15 protein-coding genes are annotated in these 22400 nt (G+C 64.6%); 5 read left to right on the top strand and 10 right to left on the bottom strand.

Annotation, left to right across the window (positions count from 1 at the left end; all coding sequences use genetic code 11):
* Positions 1-234: 234 nt before the first annotated feature.
* The gene (locus tag EA187_RS13965) at positions 235-3444 is read left to right on the top strand and encodes a dickkopf-related protein (RefSeq protein ID WP_127780664.1); all 3210 of its coding nucleotides are present in this window, start codon (positions 235-237) and stop codon (positions 3442-3444) included.
* A gap of 332 nt (positions 3445-3776) precedes the next feature.
* On the opposite strand, the gene EA187_RS13960 is transcribed toward EA187_RS13965, so the two are convergent.
* The 6 genes from EA187_RS13960 to EA187_RS13935 form a co-directional block, all read right to left on the bottom strand.
* Positions 3777-5147 carry a PhoH family protein gene (locus EA187_RS13960; protein ID WP_127780663.1) on the bottom strand — a complete coding sequence of 457 codons (1371 nt, stop codon included), beginning with the start codon at positions 5145-5147 and terminating at the stop codon, positions 3777-3779.
* Between the two features lie 112 nt (positions 5148-5259).
* Positions 5260-7428 (bottom strand): diguanylate cyclase, encoded by a 2169-nt coding sequence (locus tag EA187_RS13955; RefSeq protein WP_164856279.1) that lies wholly within the window; start codon positions 7426-7428, stop codon positions 5260-5262.
* 50 nt (positions 7429-7478) lie between these two features.
* The gene (locus EA187_RS13950; protein ID WP_127780661.1) at positions 7479-7985 is read right to left on the bottom strand and encodes a septum formation initiator family protein; all 507 of its coding nucleotides are present in this window, start codon (positions 7983-7985) and stop codon (positions 7479-7481) included.
* 241 nt (positions 7986-8226) lie between these two features.
* Positions 8227-8664, bottom strand: coding sequence for an ExbD/TolR family protein (locus tag EA187_RS13945; protein WP_164856278.1), 438 nt, complete (start codon positions 8662-8664; stop codon positions 8227-8229).
* Positions 8665-8785: 121 nt separating this feature from the next.
* Positions 8786-9538, bottom strand: coding sequence for a MotA/TolQ/ExbB proton channel family protein (locus tag EA187_RS13940; RefSeq protein ID WP_115606945.1), 753 nt, complete (start codon positions 9536-9538; stop codon positions 8786-8788).
* Positions 9535-9978, bottom strand: a complete 444-nt coding sequence (locus tag EA187_RS13935; protein ID WP_127780659.1) for a hypothetical protein — start codon at positions 9976-9978, stop codon at positions 9535-9537. Before EA187_RS13935 ends, EA187_RS13940 begins: the two co-directional genes overlap by 4 nt.
* A 375-nt stretch (positions 9979-10353) precedes the next feature.
* On the opposite strand from EA187_RS13935, the gene EA187_RS13930 reads away from it, so the two are divergent.
* Positions 10354-11094, top strand: coding sequence for a cold-shock protein (locus EA187_RS13930; protein ID WP_115606949.1), 741 nt, complete (start codon positions 10354-10356; stop codon positions 11092-11094).
* A 15-nt stretch (positions 11095-11109) separates the two neighbouring features.
* Here the strand turns inward: EA187_RS13930 and EA187_RS13925 are convergent, their stop codons facing one another.
* Complete coding sequence (locus EA187_RS13925; protein ID WP_127780658.1) at positions 11110-12147, bottom strand: retropepsin-like aspartic protease family protein; 1038 nt, start codon at positions 12145-12147, stop codon at positions 11110-11112.
* 77 nt (positions 12148-12224) lie between these two features.
* Here EA187_RS13925 and EA187_RS13920 point away from each other — a divergent pair, with 77 nt between their 5' ends.
* Positions 12225-13436 (top strand): D-alanyl-D-alanine carboxypeptidase family protein, encoded by a 1212-nt coding sequence (locus EA187_RS13920; protein WP_164856277.1) that lies wholly within the window; start codon positions 12225-12227, stop codon positions 13434-13436.
* Between the two features lie 64 nt (positions 13437-13500).
* Positions 13501-14316 carry a DUF547 domain-containing protein gene (locus EA187_RS13915; RefSeq protein WP_127780656.1) on the top strand — a complete coding sequence of 272 codons (816 nt, stop codon included), beginning with the start codon at positions 13501-13503 and terminating at the stop codon, positions 14314-14316.
* Positions 14317-14423: 107 nt separating this feature from the next.
* On the opposite strand, the gene EA187_RS13910 is transcribed toward EA187_RS13915, so the two are convergent.
* Positions 14424-15560 (bottom strand): hypothetical protein, encoded by a 1137-nt coding sequence (locus EA187_RS13910; protein WP_127780655.1) that lies wholly within the window; start codon positions 15558-15560, stop codon positions 14424-14426.
* 404 nt (positions 15561-15964) lie between these two features.
* On the opposite strand from EA187_RS13910, the gene EA187_RS13905 reads away from it, so the two are divergent.
* Positions 15965-16387 (top strand): hypothetical protein, encoded by a 423-nt coding sequence (locus EA187_RS13905; protein ID WP_115606958.1) that lies wholly within the window; start codon positions 15965-15967, stop codon positions 16385-16387.
* A gap of 49 nt (positions 16388-16436) precedes the next feature.
* Here the strand turns inward: EA187_RS13905 and EA187_RS13900 are convergent, their stop codons facing one another.
* Both EA187_RS13900 and EA187_RS13895 read right to left on the bottom strand, forming a co-directional pair.
* On the bottom strand, positions 16437-20183 hold the full coding sequence (locus tag EA187_RS13900; protein WP_115606960.1) for a protein kinase domain-containing protein: 3747 nt from the start codon (positions 20181-20183) through the stop codon (positions 16437-16439).
* Positions 20184-20343: 160 nt separating this feature from the next.
* Positions 20344-22398, bottom strand: coding sequence for an IgGFc-binding protein (locus EA187_RS13895; protein WP_127780654.1), 2055 nt, complete (start codon positions 22396-22398; stop codon positions 20344-20346).
* Positions 22399-22400 lie beyond the last annotated feature (2 nt).

Below are 22400 nucleotides of genomic sequence, written 5' to 3'. Positions count from 1 at the left end.
CTTCGATTCTTGCTCGCGCCTCATCGCGTCGAGCGCCCCGAAACTAACGTAAAGTACGACACGCTCAGACAATCCCACATCAGGATGGAAGCCATGGCAATTTGGTGGCGATACCGCCTCGCGGTAATCAGCTTGGCATTAGCGTTCTCTTTAACCACCGCCTGTGGCGCAGGCGATGAACCCACAGACAGGCCCGATACCGGGTGCGAGGGAGAGAGCTGCGAGGACCCCGATGTGGGCCCTGACGTAGACTGTGACCCCGACACCGAGGAGTGCGGCGAGAATCCCGACGGTGGCGGAACCGGCGTCTGCTCCGACGACAACGACTGTTCGGCGGGCCGTTACTGCTACGACGACAGCTGCGTCAGTGAGACCTTTATCTGCACCCTTCTCAACTGCGCTGGCCAGCCCGGTGTCTGTGACCCCGCCGCCCGCGAGTGCGTCAACGCCGAGGTCTGCACCTCGGTCAACGACTGCCTCGAAGGCAACCTCTGCGTCGCCAACCGCTGCGAGCCCGAAGCCGATCTCTGCTCGGAGTGCTCCGAAAACGAAGAGTGCGTCTACGACCGCACCAACCTGAGCGTGAGCTGTGTCGACCCCACCATCGTGTGTGAAGCCGACACCCGCTCCTGCGACGGCGACACCCTGGTGGTCTGCAACGCCAACGGCACCCAGGAAGCCCGCATCAACTGCCGCGAGGGCTGCGACGGCACCGAGCTTCGCTGCATCCTTCCCGAAGCCGACAGCTGCGCCGACGCCTACGAAGTCGTCGACGGTGACTCCTTCGAGATCGACTGGACCGAGTTCTCCAACTACTACCAGCCCTCCGAAGAATCAGCCTGCGTACCGATCAACCGCCTCTTCAACACCTCGGGTGCCGACGTCGCGTTCAGCGCCACGGTGCCCCCCGGCGAACAGCTCACCGTCTCGATGACCTCGGCCGTCGACTACGGCGCGATCTACCTGCTCGAAGAATGTGTCGACGTCGTCGAGAGCTGCGTGGAGCCCAGCGCCACCGACTTCATCCGTGGCGAAGACCAGTTCGTGCGCGCAGCCGCCTACACCAATGATACCGATGCGCCGGTGACCCTGACCATCATCGCCGACACCGGCGTGGGCACGCTGGACAACCCGGCCACCCTCGACTTCTCCATCGGCCTGCCGCTCTGCGAGCCCGGCACCTACCAGTGCGCCGAAGGCCAGCGCGAGGTCTGCAACGCCTTTGGTAACGCCTACACTCAGCTTCCCTTCTGCCCCTTCGGCTGCGGTGCAGAAGCCGACCAGTGTGCCGAAGCCCCCAACTCCGTCTGCAGCGCGGCGGTGGACCTTGCCGCCGAAGGCATGACCTACTCCAGCACCGTCAGTGACCTGGGTGTGGGCGCGCAGGTGCGCTACGGCTCCGGCGGCTCGCTCGACGGCGACCAGTGCAACTTCGCCTCCAGCAGCCGCCAGGACGACCTGGTTGGCGGTACCGGTTACTTCTCGGTGGACCTGGTCGCCGGTCAGCGCATCACCGCGACCCTGGCTGCCGAAGCCGACATGGCGATGTGGATCTCCCGCGGATGCCCCGACATCCAGCCGGAAGGCTCCGAAGATGAGACCAACCTCAACTGCCAGCGCGCTACCAATATTGCCGGCGCGTCCAGCACCGAGACCCTCACCTACGTCGCCGCCGTGTCCGACACCTTCATCCTCGCCGTTCAGGCTGTTGAGGAAGGCGACGCTGAAGGCGAGTTCGTACTCGACGTCGCCATCGAAGATCCCGTCTGTGCAGGTCTGGACAACGGCTCCGTGCTCGGTTGCTTCGACGCCGACACCCTGAGCATCTGCAACGGCGACTTCCCCACCTTCTACGGCTGCGAAGGCGGCTGCGTGGACGGCGCCTGCGGCACCCCCCGCGGTGACCGCTGCATCGACGCCATCACGCTTGCCCCCGGCGCGAGCTTTGAGGGCGACTTCGCCAACATCACCAACAAGCTCAACGCCCCGAGCAGCTGCTTTGAAGGCGCCGCTCCCGGCGGTCGCGACGCGGTCTTCGCCGTGGAACTCAATGCCAACGACATCCTGGAAGCCACGCTCACCACCGACGTCTACGCTGGCATCTATGTCTTGAACAACTGCCCCGGTCTCGACACCATCAGTGGTGCCTGCGAAGTGGGCATGCTCGATGGCGACGCCGAAAATCAGTACGTGGAGTTCTTCGCCGAAGTAGCTGGCACCTACTACGTGGTCGTCGACGCCGGTACCACCGCCACCGAAACCGGCGCCTTCACCCTGAGCCTCAACACCCGCCAGGGCGCCTGCGCACCGAACAGCACCTTCTGCGCCAACGGTGCGTTCCAGACCTGCTCGGAGACCGGTGATAGCGTTGTGGACTCCCAGCCCTGCCCCTTCGCATGCAACCCGGCAGGCACCCAGTGTGGCGGGCCACAGAGTCCCAACAACGTGTGCAGCTCCTCGCTCCTGATCGACGCCTCGACCACCATTACCGACGTCTTCGGTAAAACGGGTGCCGTGCGCTTTGGTCGCGACTACGTGCTCACCGATGCCGCCGACTGTTACGATGGTGATGCGACCAGCGGTCGCGATGCGGTGTATCAGATTCAGCTCGACCCGACCGAGGGTGTGGTTGTGAATTACCAGGCCGCCGATACCTCCAACGGCGATCCGGTGATGTACCTTGTAGAGAGCTGCGCTGAATCCAGCGACATTGACACGACCTGCGTCGCCTCGGCGGTTGGTAGTGGCAGCGAGATTGACTACATCTCAAAAGAAGGTGGCACCTACTACTTGATCCTCGACCACTCCCAGGGCGTCGACCTCACCAACGATGCGTTTGAAGTGTCGTTCGAGTTCTTCGACACCCCCTGCGACACGCTCAGCACCCAGGCCTGCGTGGATGTTGGCATGACCATCGAGATCTGCGACGAGCGTGGCAACCAGGAGCTTATCGAGTGTGACTTCGGTTGCGCGCTCGACGAATCGGATCCCGAAAACGTCGAGGCGTACTGCCTGGATCGCGAAGGCGACACCTGCTCTCGCCCCTTCGAAGTGTTGACCGACACCTACACCTACACCGACTCGCTGAGTGGCTACAGCAACACCTACACGCCTTACAGCGAAGCCAGTGGTACGAGTTGCACCGGCTGGCGCGGCGCCGGTGGCGAGGTTGTCTTCGCCGTTCCGATGATGGTGGGTGACGAGCTGACCGCCACGATGACCAGTCAGTTTGACGGTGCATTCTGGATCACCGGCAACTGCGCGAACGCTGAGATTGCGACCCTGGAATGTCAGGTCGGCTCCGACGCGACCTTCGGCGCTGGCACCGAGTCGCTGACCTTCGAGGCGAACAGCGACAAGACCTACTTCATCATGGTCGACAGCGTGGACTTCGGCGCGACCGGTACCTTCGAGTTGCAGGTCGACATCACCCGCGCGCCCTGATCATCGCCTGATGGTCTGAGCTAAAAAACGCGCCCCTTCGGGGGCGCGTTTTTTATGCCTGCACATCGGCTTCAACCCACCCTGGTGCCACGTCCCGGGCGGTCATCAACCCGTCCGGCGGTCGCGCGTCCCGCCCCCTCCGCAACGTCGACCGTGGGTCATCCTGTGTGCTGACCCACGGTCCGCCGACGTCCCCATAAAACCCGCCCCACACGCCCTCTTCCCCCCTTTCGCTTCGACGCGTTCAGAGCTCCGGCTGGCACAAAAAAAGCCGGCCCGAAGGCCGGCTTTTTCACGCCGAAAAGCACGTCGCTGACGCCGAAGCAGGATCCTTACAAAAGATTCGCCGCCATCTCCGCCAGGTCGGAGCGCTCGCCCTTAAAGAGGGTGACCGTACCGGCCAGCGACTGCCCCTTGAAGCGGTTAACCAGGTAGCTCAACCCGTTGGACTCGCTGTCCACATAGGGGTTGTCAATCTGGTAGGGGTCGCCGGTGAGCACAATCTTGGTCCCCTCACCCACCCGCGTCAGAATCGTTTTTACTTCGTGGGGGGTGAGGTTCTGAGCCTCGTCGACGATCATGTAGAGGTTGGGCAGCGAGCGGCCGCGAATGTAGGTCAGAGGCTCGATCTCGATGATCCCCATCGAGCGGAGCTCATCGGCCCCGCGTCCCGAACGGCGGTCGGTGTGGCTGATGCCCATCAGGTATTCAACGTTGTCGAAGATCGGGCGCATCCAGGGGTCGAGCTTCTCTTCGACCGTCCCCGGAAGATAGCCCAGATCGCGCCCCATTGGGATCACCGGTCGGCTCACCAGGAGCTTGTGGTGGCTGCGCTCCTCGGTGACTTTCTGAAGACCGGCGGCGATCGCCAGAAGCGTCTTCCCGGTACCCGCCTTCCCGATGAGTGTGACGACCTTGATGTCATCGTCGAGCAACGCATCGAGCGCGAAAGCCTGCTCACGGTTGCGAGGGCGGATGCCCCAGACATGATCGCGCGCTTTGCTCAGCGGGCGAATCGTCACCTCGCCAGACTCCGCATTCACCGTGACGCGTCCCAGGGTATTCTGCGGACCCCCGGCGGCGCGAAGCCAGAGGTACTCGTTGGTGTAGAAGTGTGTGCCGCGCCGACGAGTCGAGTCGGCGCGGTGTTCGGCGAGCTCCTCAACGCTGACTTCAAGCGCGCCCCGCTCATGAATCGCATCGATCCAGTCGTTGGGCACCTCCAGCTCGCTGGACCCGCTGTAGAGTTCCTGCACCGAGACGACGTCTTGCTCTTCGTACTTCTCGGCGGCCAGGCCCAGGATGTTGGCGCGCACCCGCAGGTTCACGTCTTTGGAGACGAAGATGCAGGGCACCTCCGGCTCGCGGCGCTGCACCTCCAGGGCGACGCTTAAGATGAGGTTGTCGGTTTTGTTGGTATCCAGAAACTTGACGGAGTCATCCTGAAGAAGATCGAAGCTGACCTTGAGAAGACCGCCGCCATCGAGCGCGACGCCCTCGGCCAGATCGCCCCGACTTCGGTAGTCATCAAGAATGCGGCTGACCTCCCGCGCGTTGCGCCCCAGCTCGCTCATATCGCGCTTAAAGGTGTCGATCTCTTCGATCACATAGATCGGGACGATGACCGTGTTGTCCTCAAAGCCAAAGATGGCGCGCGGGTCGTGAAGGAGGACGTTGGTGTCGAAGACAAAGTTTTTCTTCATGATTCCTCGGCAGGTCAGGGAGGTCCACATCAACACAGCGGGTGAATCAAGCCTACGTCGAAACCTGGAAACACTCATCGGACTGAGGGCGCAAAGCGCGCGTCACTGTGCTTTACGCCGCTGCCGTCTTCGCGATCATCTCGCTGTAGACCGTCACCTGGTTTCGACCGTTCTTCTTGGAATGGTAGAGGGCCTGATCGGCCAGGTCCACCAGCGCGTGCTCATGATCGGTATCAGCCGGGCCCATCGCGATGCCCATGCTGATGGTGCACTGCAAAAGCCCCTTATCGGTTTCAAAGCTCAGCTTGCTGATCGCCACGCGCAGACGGTCGGCCACCTGGCGCGCGCCTTCAATGTCGGTGTCTTCCAGCACCAGCACGAACTCCTCACCGCCGTAGCGCGCGGGCATATCGACCTCGCGCAGCCCCTCGCGGAAGACGCGGCCCACATGGCGCAAAACCTCGTCACCGACGGGGTGCCCGTAGGTATCATTGACCGACTTGAAGTGGTCGATGTCGGTGAGCACGACCGCAAAGGTGCGACGCGAGCGCTTGTGACGCGCCATCGCTTCGCTGAGGCGAGTCTGGAAGGTGCGGCGGTTGGGGAGGCGCGTGAGGGCGTCGATGCTGGCCATCTCCTCCATGCGCTCGTAGAGGCGTGCGTTTTGGAGGGTGACGGCGACCTGGTTGGCGATCACTTCGAGCATTTCGCGTCGCTCCGAGGCAAACTGGTTGGCCTCGCGGTGCCCGATCACCAGCGTACCGACGGCTTGATCCTGGACGATGAGCGGCAGCACGATGAGGCTGCGAAGATCGCGCGCCGACTGCCCCGGCCCGAAGACCACTGCGTCCGGATCGCGAAGATGGCCGCCAAAAGGCAGGTAGTGGCGGTTGCTCACCACCATCGACACAAGGCCCTGGTTCGACGCAAAGCTCACCTGGTCCCAACCTCCCTGGCTCGTCATGCCCTCACCGCTGACACGGGCGACATGGTGGCGATCCTCCTCCTCGTCAAAAAGAGTGATCGCCGCGAAATCAAAGGCCACAATCTGGGCCACGCTCTCCAGAGCGACCTCGTAGACCTGATCCGGGGTGAGAACCCCGTTGAGCTTGCGGCTGGCCTCAAAGAAACGGCTGACCTCAAAGCGTGCCCGTTCAATCGTGGCCACCACGCGCTCATTCTCAACCGCGCGCATCACATAAGATGCGGCGTCCTCCACAACCCGGATCTCTTCGTCCTCAAAGGCCCGCTCAGCACAACGATCAACGCAGAGCACCCCGCGCAGATGCCCCTTCTCGATGACCGGTACCCCCAGAAACTCGGTGACATCCTGAGGATGGCGGTAGTAGGCAAGCCCGCGGAATCCGGGGCGAAGCGCCTTAAGCGCCAGAGTTTCGCGCTGGCGGGTCAGCCCGCCGAGCACACCACCGGCCGGGTCGATGGCACCGTCGACCAGCGCGTCGCTCTCGCTGACGAGCTCCTTGATGCGCAGGCGCTCATTGCGCACGTCAAACCACAGGAGCACCACGGTGTGGGCTTTGAGCGCGGTCTTCACAAGCTCCAGGGTCACGAAGATGGTGTGGTGCACCGCGTCGACCGCCCCGCGCACAATCAGCTCCTCGGCCTGGCGCCGGTCGACGGCGTCCTGGCCCCTGCCGGCATGAATCAGACGAAACTCGCGGGCCTCCTGGAGCATCTGCTCGCGAGCCTCACTGAGCTCGACCTCAACGCGCTTTCGACCGCGCTGGGTGTGGCGACCGACGGCCTTCCAGCAGAGCGCAACGGCGGCGACCATCAACGCCGTGCGTACCAGAAGGGGTATGAGACTGACCTCGCCCAACCCCTCGACCAGGGCCGGTCGGAGCGTGTGGGGATCGGCGGTGCCCATCAGCGCGCTGGTCAGCTCGACGCTCAACGCGGCCCCCAGGCTCCACGCCACCGCGCGGCTGGAGCGCGTCGCAGCGAGGGCCGCCAACGTCAGCACCACGAGCGCAAAAAGATCCACCCCTACCCCGGCGGCCAGACGCGAGAGCATCAGCACGGCAGCCAGGCCGCTCAGACAGGTCGCAAGCTCGGCGGCGCCCTCCCGCCTCCCGCCGAACCACAGCCCGGCGGCCAGCGCCAGTGAGGCGATGACACCGAAGGCGTTGAGCGCCCCGAAAAGCGCACCATGCCCGAGCACGCCCAGTGCGTAGCCCGCCAGCAACAGCGCGCTCACCACCACCCAGCCCTGGCCTCCGGCCTTCTTCGGGCGTCGTCGTGTCATTGTTCGGTTGCTCATCGTCGGCCTCCTTAGCCTTGAGCAGCACGCCGGCCCTGGCGCGCGCATACCTACTCTTCGATCCTCGCCGGTGCCATCGGTGAGGCGTCGACCACGTCGATGATTTGTTGGTGAAGCAGCGGCCCGACCTCCTCGGAGATCCACACCACCAGCTCCGAATGGGGCATCTCCTGACGAAGCTCCCGCAACGCCCCGCCAAGCTCACCTACGGCCACGGGACGACCGGCGAGCTCGGCGGTGCCTTGCTCATCCACACGCAGCCGAACCTGCACGCGCTGCGTCTCTTCGGGCCCCTCGAACTGAAAGATCACCTCATCGGGGCGCGCAAGTCCCACACGCTCGCGTGCCCGGCGCTCGGTCAGGCGCGGGTCTTCGCGCAGCGCCACAATCTCGCGCTCCAGCTTGCGGTTCTTCTCCGCGAGCCGCTCGTTCTGCTCCTGGAGCTGAGCTTGCTCGGCGCGAAGCACCTCCAGGCGCTCCACCGAGGGGTTGGTCAGCACGAAGTACACCAGCCCGCAGACCACCGCCGCAAATGTAAGAATGACTCCCAGGCGCATCCTGCAACCTCTGCTCTTGGCGCGCGTCCATGCGCGCTCTCGGTCCCCAGATTACCATCGCGTCGATGCCCGGCAAGAAAAGGCCCGGACAGACGTCCACCCCCACCCCGCCCTCCCAAATACCCCTTATAGATCAGCATGATAAACGCATGCCGCTCCGGGATCGGACCTGACCCCGGGGCGGCTCTCAGGGTGACCGTGGGTCAGACTTCGACCTGACCCACGGTCACCCAAACCCTTCTTAGTGTGCGGGTCGCACCGCCATATGTACCTTCTTGAAGCCGACCTCACGCGCCGCATCAAGGAGGCGGATCACCGAACCATGGGCGGCCTCTTCATCGCCGAAGAGCCAGACGGTGGCGGTGGGACGCTCACTGTGGACCTGCTGCAAAAACGCCAGGGGCGCATCCACCGCCACGCGCTCCCCATCGTCGCGCTCCTCAAAGACGGCGCCCTCCGCGGAGACGCGCAGCACCACGCGCTCGGCCTCGGCCTCATCAAGCGCAGCGCCGCTTGCCGCCTGGGGAAGATCAACACCGATGCGCTCCAGTGGCGAGCTCTGCGGGGCGGTGGTCATCACAAAGAAGATGAGCAGCAGGAAGATCACATCGATCAGCGGTGTCAGCTCCAGGGTCGCCTCCACGCGGCGGCGACCTTTTCGGGCAGATCGAAAATTCATCGCTCCGTCCCCCCGACGCTCCTCATCCCGAGCCCCTCGCCCTTCGAGCAACGCAGCGCGCCGCGCAAGCGCACAACGCCAACCCCCTGAAAAACATAACGAAACGCCACGAGACACACCCTCATACGACCTCACCGGAGGCAATCTCAGCGCCTCGCTCCGCCGAAGTCCCTTCATGTTCGGCAGCGTCTTCCGATGCGCGAAGCGCATCGCTTCCCGGCCCGCGCGCTCTGGAGCCCGGCGGCGGTGCGAGCACGTCGAGAAGACCGGCGGCGGCCTCTTCCAACTCGGTGGCCCAGCGGTCGACCCTTCCGAGCAGGTAGCGGTAGCCAAGATAAAGGGGAATCGCCACGGCCAGGCCGGCCGCCGTGGTGATCAGCGCCTCCCAGATGCCTCCGGCCAGCAACGTCGGGTCGACAACGCCTTTCGGGGTGGCCTCATCGACCACCGCCTGAAAGACCCGGATCATGCCGGTGACCGTTCCCAACAGCCCCAGCAAGGGTGCCACGGTTGCCAGTGCGCCAACGCCTCCCACGAAACGCTCGAGGTGGGCGAGCTCGCGTCGGCCGCGATCTTCCATCACCTCGCGGATCTCTCCGCGGGAGCTTCCCGCAAAGCGCAACCCCTCGCCGAGCACTGCGCCCACCGCGCTGGATGAGCCCTGGCAGATCGCGCGGGCAGCGTGCTGCGCCTCAGCCTCTCCTTCAGCCTGCGCGGCTTTGAGCACCCCTTCGGCCAGCCCGGTCGGCGCGACCGCCGCCCGGCGCAGTGCTACCAGGCGCTCAAAAAAGAGCGCCGCCCCCACAAGCGAGACCAGCACCACCGGGTAGAGCATCGGCCCGGCCGCCTCCAGCACATCACGAAGACCATTCATAGACTGGCCCCCGGCCTGGCCCTGTCGCCCGCGTCCAGCGCGGGTGCGCCCGTATCTTTATAGAGCGCGACAAAGAAGCTGTACTCGCCCTCGGCCTGAAAATACTCGGCGATACCCGCCATGGAAACCCCGTTGGTGTCGCCGTAGGTGTCGACCTGCTCGCGCATCCGATCGCGCCGCTCATAGATCGCCTTTCGACCGATGTAGAGCACGAGGAGCGCCAGGGTGATCCCGGGGATCCAGAGCACGGCCGAGGTCCACCAGCCAAAGAGCCCGGCGAGGATCGGCAAGGCCACCAGCACCCCAAAAAAGGGCACGCCACCCAGGCCATAGATCGTTGCCAGGCGCTGGTCGATGGTGCGCACGTAGGCGCGGTGCTCCTCGGCCAGCCCTGCCAGCCCGTGGCCCGTGCCGTCATCATGAACTTGAAGGTCTGTCATAGAGAGAGGTCCTGATAGCAGATACATCACGGGGCCGAGCCGCTCCTCGCCCGGGCGCCAGGCCCGGCACGGCGGTGCGCCATCGAGGCCCTTAAACCGTCGGGCTGGCGCGCTGCATTCCGATCGTCTCGGGAAGAGTCCGGCCCGGGGGGCGTTCAAAACAGGGCGTCATCGCCAGCTTCTTGACAAAGGGGAATGATCTTCTTGTCGCCCTTCTTATTAGGTGTGTACGCTGTGCGGCCGCCGTCGAAAACAACTGGCGAGCGCCTTTGAGCTGTTTATCTTCTCTAAGAGCGCCTCGCTCATCGCCATCTGGCATGACGCGAACCCCGGCGCGACGCGCGAAGGCATTGAACGCTGCTGTGAGGTGATACTATGGCGATCGGAGATGAAGTGACCAGCAAGCTCTCCACCAACCCGACCAACATCGACCTGGCCGATGCGCTGCGCCAGTATTCGGAGCGCGCCGGCGCCAGAGTCGATCATGACGAAAACTTCCGGCAGCGCTACCTCCTCGACTTTATGATCACCGGATTTGAGGATGTCCACGCCCATGTCAACCTGGGCGTGCATGTCACCGGTTCGATCGACAACCTGGAGGAGCAGCAGGACTTTCTGCAGGCCGCGCGCCGCGGAATCGTGCTCAAAGCCCTCTACGTGGAGCTGGCCGACACCTCGCTGAGTTCCGGCGGGTTGCTTGTGGCCTTTGGAGCCTGCCTCTCCTTCCTCTTTGATCGTCGCTACGCCCAGGTCAAGGCCATCGGCATTCGCATCAACGAGGATTGCTCCTTCCACTTCTTTGATCTGGAAGAGAACGTCGAGCGCCTTCAGCGCATGTCCTTCGACGATGAGCTCGACATCGGTCAGGACCTCGGGGGCCGAGTCATCGCCTACTTCACCGACAAGGGCTTTGGCTTTATTCAGACCGACGATGAGCGCAAGTTCTTCTTCCATATCGCCAACGTCGTCGACGACGACCTGCGGGCACGTCTGCCGGCCTACGTGCCCGGCGAGGTGATTCCGGTCGATTTTCAGTACGGCGGTAATGACGGCAAGAAGTATCCCAAGGCCATCAATGTGGCGTTGCCCGATGATGTTGCGGCCAACAGCCACTGAGCCTGCGATGCTCGCTTAGCGCCAGAAGCCTTCCACCACGTCGGCCTGCCATCCCCGGCAGGCCGGGACGCTTCGGATAAGCTCGGTGTCCACCACCGACTTTGCGGGCACCGTGGTGGGGGGCGTTCGCACGTGCTCCACACTGCCATCCTGAAGGTGGCAGCGAAACTCCACCACCACACGCTCCGCCTGTTGCGCCGAGGTATTTCGCACCTCCACGGCCAGACGCGGCACAGGGCGCCGTTCCACGGGCACCTGCACAGGCTTGACCTGATAGGTGAGCCAGGGGCGCATATCGACGCTTTGATCCCGAAAGTTCGGGTTGGGCGTCAGCTCCACAACCCCGGCGGCCGAGTCCAGATTCATCTCAAAACGCTGCAAGACGTTGAGCCCCAGCAAGCCCACCACCGGGCGATCGTGGTAGGTGCCAAAGCCGCAGGCATCGCAGAGCGTGTAGGTCACGTTGCGCATCGTGGTTTGATTCAGCTGGAGCGAGCTCATCATCCCGAAGTGCGCCTGGCGCACCCCGCCGGCGGTCTGCATCAGCGTGGTGGGCGAGCTGGCGTCGGGGGTGATGCGGGCCTGACGGGCAACCTCGGAGGTCAGCGTGGTGTAGCTCGCGCCGGTATCGAGCACAAAGTATACGTCGATGCGCCCTACTTTTGCCGGAATGAGCACCGACGAACCGTTGCGTTCAAAGGAAAGTCGAATCGTCCGAGAGTCGCGACCACCCACGCCAGCTCCACCGCGCTCAATCACCAGCGTCGCAGGCTGAGCCGCCTCGCCACCCTGCGCATCATCGCCGAGCCCGGGTAACTCAATAACGCCGCGAGGTTGCGCTACCCCTTCGATCACGATCCCCCCCGAGGTCCCTTGCTCCCCGCTCTCATCACTCGCGCCTGTGGACTCGGCCGACGCATCTGCGGCCGAAGCCCCTTCTGCGCGCGCCCCATCGCCTTCCACCTCATGTTGGGCGAGCGCCGGAGCGGTGGCACCCGCCACCACCAGGGCACTCAGGGTGAGCGCCAGCATCAGGGTTCGAAGATTCGACACGTTTCGCTCGCTGTGTTAGGCAACGCCGGATGAATAGCGCGCACTTTAGACAAGGTTGGCGGGGGATTCTAGCGGCGATGCTACTGCTGGTCGGCAGCCTTCTTGTGCGCGACGCCAGCGCCTCGCAGCAGGAGTACGACGGGCAGTCGCATCGTATCAAAACCCGAACCGAGGCGCACTCGGTGGGCCTGGAGGTCAGCCGACAGGCGCTACAGCTTGCCACGTGGTCGGGGCTCAGTCCGCGGGCAAAGATGCTGGTGGCGCGCAGCAACGCGGAGGGTTGGGAGCCCGATGATCTTCTCAACGCACTCGAACTTCATGCAACGCAGCGTTGTCTGGATCTGCACCAGCCCTCCCACCTCGCCGAACGTAAGGCGCGCTGGGCCGAGGCGGTGCGCCTGCTCTCCTTGACCCACCCCGACGCTCTGGAGCAATGGATCCTTGGCGAGCGTCGCCCCCCCCGCGCTGCGCTCACCGAGGCCAGCACCCAACTTCGCTGCCTGATTGAGGCGATGGTGTTCGCGAGCGCCGAACCCGACCACGGCTTTCGCATCGTACTGAGCCTGCGCGGAAGCTTCGGCGGACGTTTCGCCACGCAAGCCGAGTTGGCCGCACACCTGCAACGCTACCCGCGCTTCATCGCGCAGATCCTTGGCACGCTGCTGCGCTCCGACTACCGAGATATGGGCTCTCAGAGCTTCATCTGGTACCGAAAGATGCGCTTTACGGGCCGCTCTTTTAACAAGATCTCGGAGCGCGCCGCCGGGCGCTGCGGGCTGACCCCGGGTCATACCTGGAAGCCGGAGAACGAGCGTCATAAGCGTTGCTGGTTTGAGGAACTCAGCCCCGATGAGCGCGAGCAGGAGATCCTGCTGGCCAGCGCCGCCCCGGCTCTCTCGCGCCATCACTGGGGCACGGAGTTCGATATCCTGGGGCTCAATCCGCGTCTTTTTGAGGAAGGCGCGCAGCTCTTTGAGGCCTGGCTCTGGCTCGATGGTCAGGCGCTCGACTACGGTTTCTTTCAGCCCTTCGGACCCGACCACTCCGAGCAACAATTTGCGCATATGGAGGAGCGTTGGCACTGGTCATACTATCCCATCGCGCAGGCCATCTGGGAGCATCTGCTGGAGCGAAAACACCTTTTTGAACCGGTGCTCCACGACCTCTGGAGTCGGCTGGAGCGCCGCTGGGGTACCCGCCACTCGCCCTACTTCACGCATATGCGCGACCACTGGCGCGATTACCTCTTCCACATCACGGTGCCCCGCCCGCCGGAGTCGTTGCCTTAAGCCGCGATGCGTTTAAAACTGCTGGCATCGCCGCCGAAGTCGCCCCCGTCCTCACGAGGTTGAGATGTCCTTTCGCCGCCCTGCCCTGCTCGCCGCCTTACTGATCAGCGCGTGCAGCGCTCCTGGCGCTGAGCTCATCGACAGCCCTCTTGTCGACGAACTTCGTACAGGTCAGCGCTCCGGTGACCAGAGCTTCGACCACAGCGCCCTCGACGCGCTCTTAAGCGAACATGTCAACGCTGAAGCAGGCCACGTCGACTACCAGGGAATCCGCGAAGAGCGCGCCGACCTCGACGCCTACCTCACCGCTCTGGCCCGGGCCGATGCCACGGCGTTGAACGAGGATGAGCAGCTGGCGATGCTCATCAACGCCTACAACGCCTGCACGCTACGACTGATCGTCGACAACCTGCCGATCGATTCCATCCGAGACATCAACGATCCCTGGGGCCAGCCCCGCTGCGAGGTGGCCGGCTACATGCTGAGCCTCGATGCGATCGAGCACGGGCTGATTCGCCCTCTCTATGAAGATCCGCGCATTCATTTTGCGGTGAACTGCGCCGCCCGAAGTTGTCCGCATCTGGCCGAGAGCGCCTACACCGGCGCAGAGATTGATGCCCAGCTCGACGCCCGCACCCGCGCCACCTTGAGCGATACGAAGTTCGCACGCATTGAGGGCGACACGCTCTACCTGACCAAAATCATGGACTGGTACGGCGGCGACTTCACAAACCCCGCCTACCGGGGGAGCACCGGCGAACGTGCGGACTATGTGGAGATCTACACCTCCGAGGCCATCCGCGCGCGCCTTCAGGATGAGAACGCCCCGGAGGTGGACGTCGTCTTTATGGACTACGACTGGGCGCTCAACGCTCCGTAAAATGCGCCTCGCCCGGGCACAAAAAAAGACCGCCGCCCCATCACACCGGGCGGCGGTCTTATGTGTTGCGGCACCTCGCCCTTCACCAGGGCGAAGCCTGCGCAGGCTCAGTAGCTGCCGTTGAAGCCCAGGCCGATGGAGCTCTGGTTGGTCGCCGCCCCGTTGAAGTTCCAGAAGGGGAAGACCAGCGAGCGCTGATCGGGGGTGCGCGGGCCGCCGAAGGTGCGCGCGCTCAGGCTGGCACCGAGCCAGTCGGTGATCGGGTAGCTCAGCGATACCGAGCCCGACGCGCCCTGACCGGCGCATCGAATACCACGGCACTCGTACTGGGAGCTGAACTCATCGGCTTCATTGACCCGGTAGGACCAAGCGGTGCTCAGCGAGTAACCGACGGAGAGCGAGAGTTTATGCGGAAACTTCATGCTCGCGCTCAGGCCGGTGCTCAGCGAGTAGGGCGTGTTGATGCCAGCGACGGCGAAGCGCCCCGGCTCAACGGCCTCACTGCCGTCGTAGCGGTAGATGGCGTTGGCTTCGCCGACGTCATCGATATCCATGACCGGCGAGGTGTAGCGGTGGAAGGTGCGCGAGCCGCCGAGCGAAGCGCCCAGGGTCAGACGCTTGAAGAAGGTCTTGGAGAGGCTCAGCCCGACCGAGGTCGAGAGCAACATCGTGGAGACCCGCGAGGTGCGGCCGGTCGGAAGGGCCACCGAGAGCGAGGGGCGAAGCGAGATCCCGGTCGACTCAAAGCTCCAGCCCTTCCAGCCTGCGCTCAGCCCGAGGTCGCCCAGGCGCGTCTCATAAGAGCCGTTCATGCCGTTGTTGGCCGTAAGTCCCTGACTGAAGCCCAGGCTACCGGAGAAGCTAAAGTCCTGAACCTGATAACTTCCGCTGACGCCAAAACGCATGCTGACGCGATCGTAGGCACGGCTGCCGTCGCCCACCTGGTCGGCCCATTGCGAGTCATTGGCCAGGCTCACAAACGTGCCCTGCCCCACCGAGAAGCTCAGCGAAGCTCCCAGCGACCAGGGCTTGTCGTCTTCTTCTTCGCCGAGAAGATCGTCGAGCTCATCATCAATGTTCTCATCGACCTCTGCAGCGAGCTCTTCAGCTTCGTTGACTTCGACCGGATCCGTCTGGTCCACGGTCCCGGAGGTGGTCGCGGCGGTCTGGGCGAAAGCCGGAGCGCTGAAGAGGATCAGCGCGGCCGCGGTGGTGCTGGCGAGCGCTCTGGAGTTCGGGGCCATCGTCTATCTCTCAGGTGGGTCGTTATGATTTTGTCGGCGCAGGGGCCTTAAGGCTGTCTCATACACCGAAGCGACAACATTTGCACGCCCCCCTCAACGCTGCAAGGAACATTCCAGTGCAGATAAAGCCCTCACCCATCAATTTTTTTGACGCCCGGCGGGGCTACCGTAGCCTGACGGTGTTCCACGGCGAGTTGCGGCAAGGGACGTTGTCCCGCGCCTGACGGCCGGGTTGCTCAAGGATGAGCGACTGCGACATGGGTTCCGTGCATCGGCTGCAAGGATGGCAGCCCGGGAGCCAGTCACCGTGCGAACGCTATCACGAGGAACCGCCGCCATCAGTTGCGCAGCCGCCCCCATGGATGAGGGCCAGACGCCGGGCGGCACCATCCAAGGAGCGGATCATGAGCGCATTGCCTGTCAACCTGGAACGCCGTCGCAAGCGCAGCACGCAGACCATCACTGCGCTGACGCTGCAGCTGGAGCACATCTTTGAGCGCGAGCAGCTGCGCAACTTCACCCTGGGCGACAGCCGCGGGCTGGTGATTGCGCAGGCTGGCGACAGCGCCGAGTCCGATATTCTGGCGGCCTACGCCCCCCTGCTCTGCCGCAGCACCGAGAAGGGCCACCGCGAGCGAATTCTGGCGCGGATGCCGCACTTTGTGCCGGGCATTGAAGCCGACGCCATCCATGTGAAGAGCTTTGAGGTCGATGGCGAGCCGCTCTTCCTGACCATCGTGGGCCAGCCCGGGGTCTACCGCCACGTCGGGATGTACCGCGCGGTCACCGGGGTGCGTCGGATCCTCGGCCAGCTCCCCGACGAATAAAAAGCAACAATCTCAACAACTTAGAACGACACACAAACGCGTCCCGGCCTCATTCGGTCGGGGCGCGTTCGTCGATCTGGGCGTTGACGCGGGCCAGGTCCCCCTCAAGCTCGAGCTCTCGGTAGATGTCGCGTGCACGCAACCAGAGCGCGCGGGCCTCGTCGGGGTGGCCGGCGTCGGCTCGCAGCCGGGCAAGACGCTCCAGCGGCTGAGCGTAGTCGAGATCGGGGATGGGAAAGCGCGCCGAGAGCTCCAGCACCCGATGCAGCGTCTCGGTATCATCGTCTTCGCCGCGCAGCGCGCGCACCAGCGCCAGGTTGTACTCGATGCCGGCCTGCAAATAGGGGTACTCCTCATCGGCCACGCGTTCGCGCGCGGCACATAAGAAGTCTTCCGCCGCCGGGTAATCGTTGAGCGCGATCGAGGTGAGCCCCAGGTTGGTGTAGACGAGCGCCACATCGAGCTCCGCGCCGATGCTCTGGTAGGTGGCCAGTGCGCGCTCATAGAAACGCCGTGCCGCATCGTAGCTGTCGCGGAAGCGGGCCACGTCACCGAGGCCGTTGTAGCACTGGCCCGCGCCGCGGCGGTCGCCCAGGGCCTCGTAGCGACGCAGGGCGCGCTGGTAGAGTTCCTCGGCCTGGTCGAAGTTCTTCTGGAAGCGGGCCAGCTGCGCCAGGCTGAGCAGGTTGCGAGCCACCTCCGAGGGCTGATCGCTGACCTGGCTCAACGCCATGGAGCGGCCGTAATACTCGCGTGCGTCCTCACCCTCTCCTTGAATTCTGGCGACTTCGCCCAGAATCCAGAGCGACTGCGCCACGCCGGCGTCGTCGCCACGGCCCTCGGCGCTGTGCAGCGCCTCGGTAGCCAGCTCAACGGCCAGCCGGTAATCAGCCCGGTGCCAGGCCACCCGGGCCAGTCCGCGCGTAGCATTATCGCGCATCGATGCCAGCTCGGGGAGCGTGGCGACCTCGTCACGCACACGATTAAAGGCCCAACGAGCGGCCTCGAAGTCACCGCGCTGCCAGGCGACATGCCCCAGGCCCAGCCAGGAGCCGGCCAGTGCGATGAGCGCGTCGGGAACCGGCGAGGTACAGGAGCCCACCAGGCGCACCACACGCCGGTAGCAGGCCTCGGCCTCGGGGAACTCACCGAAACCTTCCAGAAGATCGCCCAGGCGCATCAAGATATCGACGTAATCGGTACCACTCCAGCCCAGCTCCTGAGCGCGGGCATTGAGGCGGGCGAAGTTCGGGGGTTCGCCATGCTCGGCGTCCACCCCCAAGAGCTCGTCCATAATGGCGAGCGCGGCCTCGAAGGCCACCGCCGCCTGGCGAAGCATCGCGGCGCGGGAGGCTGTGCGGCCGGCACGAATGTACCAGGTCAGCGCGCGCTCCAGATCACGGGCGGCATGCCAGTGCGAGGCGATCTCGGCGGCGTGCGCCCCGGCCCGCTCCCCGTAGACCGTCTCGCGGGCCTCTGCGGCCAGCCGATGCAACCTGCGCGCCCGAAACGCCCCGCCGATCTGCCGCAGGAAGTAGTCGCGCAAAAGTCCGTGACTAAAGGCGTACCAGTCTTCGCGCCGCCCGTGGCTCTCGATGAGAATGCCCTCGCTGAGCAGGTGATCGAGATCTTCATCAAAGAAGCGCAGACGCTCGGCATCCGCCTCCCCCTCGATCATCTCGCGCAGCACCTCGTAGGTAAATCGAGGTCCGGCGATCGCCGCGCGCTGCAGGAGCTCACCGAGCTTATTCTGACGGTTGTAGCGGGCCTCAATCTGCTGGAGGCGAACCTCAAAAAGATCGCCCAGGCTCGGCGGCACCGCCTCACGCACCGCGTCGACATCGGCCGTGGCCCAGCGCTCCCCATCGGGACGAATCAGCCCCTCGTCGCGCAGGTAACGCAGCAGAAGAACCAGGTGCAGGGGGTTGCCCCCGGAGCGCTCATAGATCAGGCGAGTGAGCGCCTCATCGACCGGCAACACCAGGCGAATCAGCTCATAGCTGCTGTCCTCATTGAGGCGCCCCAGATTGATGCGCTCGACCGTCTCTCCCACGTAACGGCTCAGCGCGGTGAGGCGACGCTCCAGCGCAGGGTTCTCTCCGAGGTCTTCGGAGCGGACGGTGGCCATGACCATCAGGGGTATCGCGCGGTGGCGAAGCTCCACGGCCAGAAAGTCCAAAAAGTCGCCCAGCTCCCGGCCCGCCCAGTGCACGTCATCGAGGATGATCAAGCGCGGACGGCGAGTGGCCACCCGCTCCAACACGCGCAGGATCGTGGCAAAGAGCGTGGTGGGCGCCACCGGGGCCTCCCGCACCGCACTCTGACTTCCGGCCGGGCGCATGAAATCGGCCAGGATCCGCGCGTCGATGCCGTCATCATGGCCCCACCGGGTGAGCCAGGCGTCGACGCGAGTCTGCACCTCGGCGCGAGACTGCCCGCGGGTGCCGAAGACGCTGTCGAGCACCTCCTGCAGGCCGCGAAGCCCCTCGGTACCGCCGCGGGTAAAGGCACCGATGTGGCCATGAAGCTGGCCCTGCTCCTCCACCTGCTCCTTGAGCCACATCGTCAGACGCGTCTTGCCGACGCCGGCCTCGCCCTCCAGAAGCACGATGCGGCCGCGCTGCTCACTGCGCACCGAGTGGGCGATCTCTTGAAGATGTTGCCGCTCGCGGGGGCGGCCCACAAAAGGAATCTGCTGCAGGCCGGCTACCCCGGCGTTGAGCGCCTGAAGATCGGCCTGGCGTCGGGCAGCCAGCGAGTCGCGCCCTGGCACCGCGCCGGCCTCTTCGGGAGCCCGGGGGACCGGATTGAGGCGACGCCGCCCCACGATACTCTCCTCAACCGTGGGCTGCCGATCGGGCTGGGTACCGGCGTTCGCGTGAGGCAGAGCGTCGGGCACAAGAAAAATCCGCGCATCGGCGGCGAGTTCGACCTGGAGCGCTTTGAGCTGCACGCGCATCTCGCCGGCCGAGGGCCAGCGCCGCGCCGGTGACTTCGCCAGCGCCCGCGATACAAAAGCCTCCAGCGCCACGGGAAGGTGCAGGCCCTGGCGCGCGATCATCGGTGGTACAGGCTCATGCACGTGCATCGCCATCACCGCCAGACCTTTCTCCTCACCGAAGGGCGGCCTTCCGCAGATCAGCTCGTAGAGGATCAGCCCCACGTTGTAGAGGTCGGTACGAGGCGTGAGCGAGCGCTCTCCGCTGGCCTGCTCCGGGCTCATGTAGCGCGGCGTGCCCACCACTTCCCCGTGGGCGGTCTCGCGCGGATCGGCGTCGGTAAGCACCGTCGCGATCCCGAAGTCCACCAACTTCAGCGTTCCCAGGCTGTCGGGGATCGAGGCGTTGACCACCATCAGGTTCGATGGCTTCAAATCGCGGTGAATCACCCCGCGGGCGTGTGCGTGGGCAAGACCCGCCAGAAGTTGGTCGGCCAGCTCCAGAATCAGCGCGAGGGAAAGCCCCTGGCGGATCAGATCGGTGACGACCAGGCCCTCCAGAAGCTCCATAGCGATGAACATCCGCCCGTCGGCATCCACCCCGTGATCATGGACCGCGGCCACATTGGGATGCATCAGGCGGCTGGCGGCACGCGCCTCGCGCGAGAAGCGTCGGCGAAGGTGCGGCAGGGTGGCCACCTCCGGCTTGAGCAACTTCAGCGCCACCGGTCGGCGGCCCACCAGGTCTTGCGCGCGCCAGATCGTGCCGACACCTCCCTCACTGAGCAGGGCGTCGAGGCGGTAGCGCCCATCGACGATCGGCGGAGCGGTCGAATGTTGCGGATCGTCGGAATACATGGCGGCTACTGTCCTGAAAAACACCGGGGGGGTTCTGGCGAGCGCCGTCTATCGCGAAGCGCGCCCGGGGTCAAACCCGATGATGCCCCTCCTCACCATCGCGCGAAGATGTGACCCCGGCGTCACAGAGAGGCCCCCCCACGGCCGAGGTGTATGCGCCTCAGTCCAACACATTGAGTTTGGTCAGGTTTAACCCGCCGGTGAAGGCGTAGGAGACGTAATTATCGTAGCCGTAGACCACAAGCCCCATCGGCACGAGCGACTCAAGCGTATAGGGCCCCGGCTCCAGCGGGATGTGCGCGCGCATGCGCGAGCCGTCCTCGATGAGCTCGGCGTCGAAGTCCATCGGATCGAGTTCTTCGCCATTGAGGGTGATCGGAAAGCCCGGCGCCATCGTCACCATCGCGTAGCTCTGGAAGTAGGTCGGCGGTGCCAGAAACGAATAATCGGTGCGGTACTGCTCTTCCGGCGGAAGCAAGAAGAAGCTCGGATCACCGGCGCGGTCGTTCCAGTTAACCTGATCGTAGACGGTGTTTTGCCCGCTTAAGAAGGCCCCGATGGCAATGGGTGCACTGGCCAGAACCCGGAACATGTGGCGGGTGCCAAACTCACAGCTCTCGCCGGCGTCGAGCACAAAACGACCCGCACTCGGATTGTCGGAGAACGACGCACAGCTCGGCACCGCCTCGCCACCGGGAGGCAACGCGGCCGGCGGGTTGAGCGCGATGCCGGTCTGAATCACCGTGTTGTTCTCGCTGGCCACAAACTTCCAGTAGGTGCCCTCGCGCGAGCCCGAGGGGGGCTCGGGGTTACGAAGTTTGAGTGGCGAGGCGATGAAGATGGTGCCCCAGGTCTCCAGCGGGAAAAGCTGGGACTCGAGATGATCGCAGGCGGAGCGGTCAAAGGGCACGTTGGTGCAGCTGTGTCCGCTGAACACCGAGACGGGCTTTGACGCGGTGATGCGCGCGCCACTGATGTCTTCGACGGGCTGGATGCCCCGGCTGCCCAGGTTAAAGACCTCGAAAGGCTGCAGCCTGAAGGTGATGCGACCGACCTCATCAGGGCCGTTGATGCGCGCGAGATCCGAGGGGGCGAAGATCAGATCGTCGAAGGTCTTCTCCGAGTCGCTCGGCGCACGCAGCTGCACGGTCACGTCCGTGTCGTCCTCCAGCGCGACCACGCTCAGGGTGGCCGGCCGGGGTACAGGAAGGCGTGCGGTGGAGTTGCCGGCCCACACCGTTTGCCCCAGGTACATGTAGTTCTCGGTGAGCGCGCCGCGAGGAAGGAGCAGGCTGGCGTCGTTGGTGTAGCTATAATTGCAGCAGAAGGGATTGAACTGGTAGGCGACCACCGGCTCTGTGGAGACGACGCGATACGCAAAGGGTGTGATGGAGGTGGTGCGCCGAGGAATGGTGCGGTTGGGCAAAAGCACCGTCATCGTGCTGTTGGGCGGGAGCTCCACCGCATCAACCGCACCGCTCAAGGGCTGGCCGATGCGCTGGCCGTCGGCCCCCACCACCTCGGAGTAGACGGTGACGCGATCGTCTCCCGGGAACTCCCGGGAGGGAATGACTTCCCGCGAGCTCACAAACTCGGCGTGAGTATCTGGCGAGGCCCACACCGAGATGCGCGCGGTGATGTTGGGATCGGTGTTGGCGAGCACCACGGCGAAGGGCGCGCGCTCATCCTCAGCTTCGGTGATGGTGCCCGTCTCGGTCTGGTAAAGCTCGGAGTTCTCAAGCTCCACCGCCCAGTATTCGCAACCGATGTAGCTGTTGGACTGCTCGGCCAGACCGCAGCGATCCAGGCAGACGCCCTGCTGGCAGCGGGTGCCCTCCGCGCAGCTCTCGGCATCTTCAAAGGCGTAGTCGTCACCGTCGGGGCGGCAGACCTGCGGTTGCGACTCCGAGGTGCAGCGGCGCGTGTTGGGCCGGCAGGTCACCTCTACACACGCGCCCTCCCGACATACCGAGGTTCCCGCGCATTCCATAAGAAGCGTGCCCGTGCCCTCTTCATTGCAGATCTCGCGCGAGGCGCTGTCGGGACCGGGGCAACCGAGCACCTCACCCGGGGTGCACTCCAGAGGCACATCCGGCTGCACATCACCCGCATCGCCGGGCTCCTCCACCGGATCGACCTGATCGTCGCAGGCAGCGACCCCAAGGCCGCAGAGCAGCATCAGCGCGAACGAAGCAAAACGAGAGGAAAAGAACATAG

This window comes from Lujinxingia sediminis, assembly GCF_004005565.1.
In the GTDB taxonomy this organism is placed as follows: domain Bacteria; phylum Myxococcota_A; class Bradymonadia; order Bradymonadales; family Bradymonadaceae; genus Lujinxingia; species Lujinxingia sediminis.
Note: the sequence above shows the minus strand (reverse complement) of the source record. Positions and strands in the feature narration are given on the sequence as shown.

What these genes read in the sequence shown, in the direction of transcription:
- EA187_RS13960 (WP_127780663.1), bottom strand. Translation starts at nt 5,147, where the DNA reads ATGAAGAAAAACTTTGTCTTCGACACCAACGTCCTCCTTCACGACCCG.
- EA187_RS13955 (WP_164856279.1), bottom strand. Translation starts at nt 7,428, where the DNA reads ATGAGCAACCGAACAATGACACGACGACGCCCGAAGAAGGCCGGAGGC.
- EA187_RS13950 (WP_127780661.1), bottom strand. Translation starts at nt 7,985, where the DNA reads ATGCGCCTGGGAGTCATTCTTACATTTGCGGCGGTGGTCTGCGGGCTG.
- EA187_RS13945 (WP_164856278.1), bottom strand. Translation starts at nt 8,664, where the DNA reads ATGAATTTTCGATCTGCCCGAAAAGGTCGCCGCCGCGTGGAGGCGACC.
- EA187_RS13940 (WP_115606945.1), bottom strand. Translation starts at nt 9,538, where the DNA reads ATGAATGGTCTTCGTGATGTGCTGGAGGCGGCCGGGCCGATGCTCTAC.
- EA187_RS13935 (WP_127780659.1), bottom strand. Translation starts at nt 9,978, where the DNA reads ATGACAGACCTTCAAGTTCATGATGACGGCACGGGCCACGGGCTGGCA.
- EA187_RS13930 (WP_115606949.1), top strand. Translation starts at nt 10,354, where the DNA reads ATGGCGATCGGAGATGAAGTGACCAGCAAGCTCTCCACCAACCCGACC.
- EA187_RS13920 (WP_164856277.1), top strand. Translation starts at nt 12,225, where the DNA reads ATGCTACTGCTGGTCGGCAGCCTTCTTGTGCGCGACGCCAGCGCCTCG.
- EA187_RS13915 (WP_127780656.1), top strand. Translation starts at nt 13,501, where the DNA reads ATGTCCTTTCGCCGCCCTGCCCTGCTCGCCGCCTTACTGATCAGCGCG.
- EA187_RS13910 (WP_127780655.1), bottom strand. Translation starts at nt 15,560, where the DNA reads ATGGCCCCGAACTCCAGAGCGCTCGCCAGCACCACCGCGGCCGCGCTG.
- EA187_RS13905 (WP_115606958.1), top strand. Translation starts at nt 15,965, where the DNA reads ATGAGCGCATTGCCTGTCAACCTGGAACGCCGTCGCAAGCGCAGCACG.
- EA187_RS13900 (WP_115606960.1), bottom strand. Translation starts at nt 20,183, where the DNA reads ATGTATTCCGACGATCCGCAACATTCGACCGCTCCGCCGATCGTCGAT.
- EA187_RS13895 (WP_127780654.1), bottom strand. Translation starts at nt 22,398, where the DNA reads ATGTTCTTTTCCTCTCGTTTTGCTTCGTTCGCGCTGATGCTGCTCTGC.